This is a genomic window from Asaia sp. W19, from assembly GCF_003994335.1.
Classification (GTDB): Bacteria; Pseudomonadota; Alphaproteobacteria; order Acetobacterales; family Acetobacteraceae; genus Asaia.
Genome location: NZ_PNQZ01000058.1, coordinates 1 through 1,766 on the forward strand (window position 1 = coordinate 1; position 1,766 = coordinate 1,766).

Here is a 1,766-nt window from a genome sequence, read left to right on the forward strand (position 1 = left end):
CTCGAGCGCCCTTTTTCATGAGGAAAACCCCATGTCCGATTACGAACAGGCCATTCGCGACCTCAAGAGCGCGACCGATGAGGTCAAGCGTTTCGCCGAAACCTCGACCACGGAACTACGCAACCTCGGCAAGGTCACGGAAGAAACCAAGGCCAGCGCAGACAAGGCCTTGGCCGAAATGAATGGGCTTTCAGCCCGACTGGCCGATATCGAGCAGAAGGCCGCCCGTGGGGGCCAGGAAGGCTCGCGCGAGACACGCTCGCTCGGCCAGCGTTTCGTCGAGAGCGATGAGGTCAAGGCCGCAATCGGCGCTGGTGATCGTTTCAAGGGCCGTGTCACGGTCGAAATGCGGGCCATTACTTCGGGCAGCACAACAGGCAACTCCGGCACGACCGGGCTTGTCGTGGCCGACCGCCAGCCGAACATCATTCAGGTTACGCCCGATCGTCGCATGACCATTCGCGGGCTGCTCATTCCCGGCACCACGCAATCGGGCGCAATCGACTACGTGCGCGAAACGCTGTTCACCAACAGCGCCGCCCCGGTGGCCGAAAATCCGAGCGCCAACAAGCCGCAATCCGAACTCAAATTCGATCTGGTGACGCTCGGCGTCAAAACCATTGCGCATTTCGTCATGGCCTCAAAGCAGATCCTGGCCGATGCCCCGATGCTGGCGAGTTATGTGGATGGTCGCCTGTGTTACGGTCTGGCCTTCAAGGAAGAGGATCAACTGCTCAATGGTGACGGCACGGGTCAGAACCTCAACGGGCTGATGAATCAGGCCGCGGCTTACGCCCAGCCCGCAGGCGTAAACGTCAAGACCGAGACCATGATCGACCGGCTGCGTCTGGCCCAGCTGCAGGCGACCATGGCCGAACTGCCCGCAACCGGGCATGTGCTGAACCCGACCGACTGGACATCGATCGAGATGACCAAGGATACGCAGGGCCGTTATATCTTCGCCAACCCGACCGGGCTTGCAGGGCCGGTGCTTTGGGGCCTGCCGGTGGCTGAAAGCCTGAGCATGAAGGCGGGCAACTTCCTGACCGGCGCCTTTGCCTATGCGGCGCAGATTTTCGACCGTGAGGATGCCACGGTCACGATCTCGACCGAGGACCGCGACAACTTCGTCAAGAACATGGTCACGATCCTGGCCGAGGAACGCCTGGCGCTCGCCGTCTATCGCCCGCAGGCGCTGATCAAGGGCACGTTCGCTGCCGCTGCCACTGGCAGCTGATCGGGGGGGCCGTTATGACGCTCACCATCCTCGAAAGTCCCGCCCAGGGGCTCGCTCTGGCTTCGCTCGCCGCATTGCGCGAGCAGCTGTCGGGCGAGCCTGCCGCTCAGATCAGCGACCCGGCGCTGAGCGAGTATCTGGCCCAGGCCACGGCGCTCGTTCAGGCCACGCTGGGTCGCCCGGTCCTGGCGGGTCTGTATCGCCAGACCCTGCGCGTCGGGGATGGCGAGCGCCGCCTGTCTCTCGCCCTGGCCGTCACGCCGCTGATCTCGATCGGCGACGTGACGCAGGACGGTTTCGCCCTCGATCCCGGGCGGGATGGCTGGGAATCCGGCGCATTGTCCGGCCTGCTCTGCCCGTCGATCCTGCAGGGTGCCTGGTGGTGGCCGGGGCGCTACCGCGTGACCTATCGAGGCGGCTGGATCGTGCCGGGTATGAAAGACGAACAGGGCAATGCTCTGGCCGCGACCGTGCCCGCCGATATCCGCGCCGCCACGCTCTCAACGGCCCGTGCGCTGTTCTACACAGC

General features: G+C 64.2%; 2 protein-coding genes. Both read left to right on the forward strand.

Annotated features, from left to right (window positions below):
• Positions 1–31 precede the first annotated feature (31 nt).
• The gene (locus C0V97_RS10170) at positions 32–1,237 is read left to right on the forward strand and encodes a phage major capsid protein (RefSeq protein ID WP_127102403.1); all 1,206 of its coding nucleotides are present in this window, start codon (positions 32–34) and stop codon (positions 1,235–1,237) included.
• Between the two features lie 14 nt (positions 1,238–1,251).
• On the forward strand, positions 1,252–1,766 hold a 515-nt coding region (locus tag C0V97_RS10175; RefSeq protein WP_148114934.1), incomplete at its 3' end, for a hypothetical protein.

Bases quoted from the DNA above. Each gene is read 5' to 3' on its own strand.
- C0V97_RS10170 (WP_127102403.1), top strand. From the start codon at position 32: ATGTCCGATTACGAACAGGCCATTCGCGACCTCAAGAGCGCGACCGAT.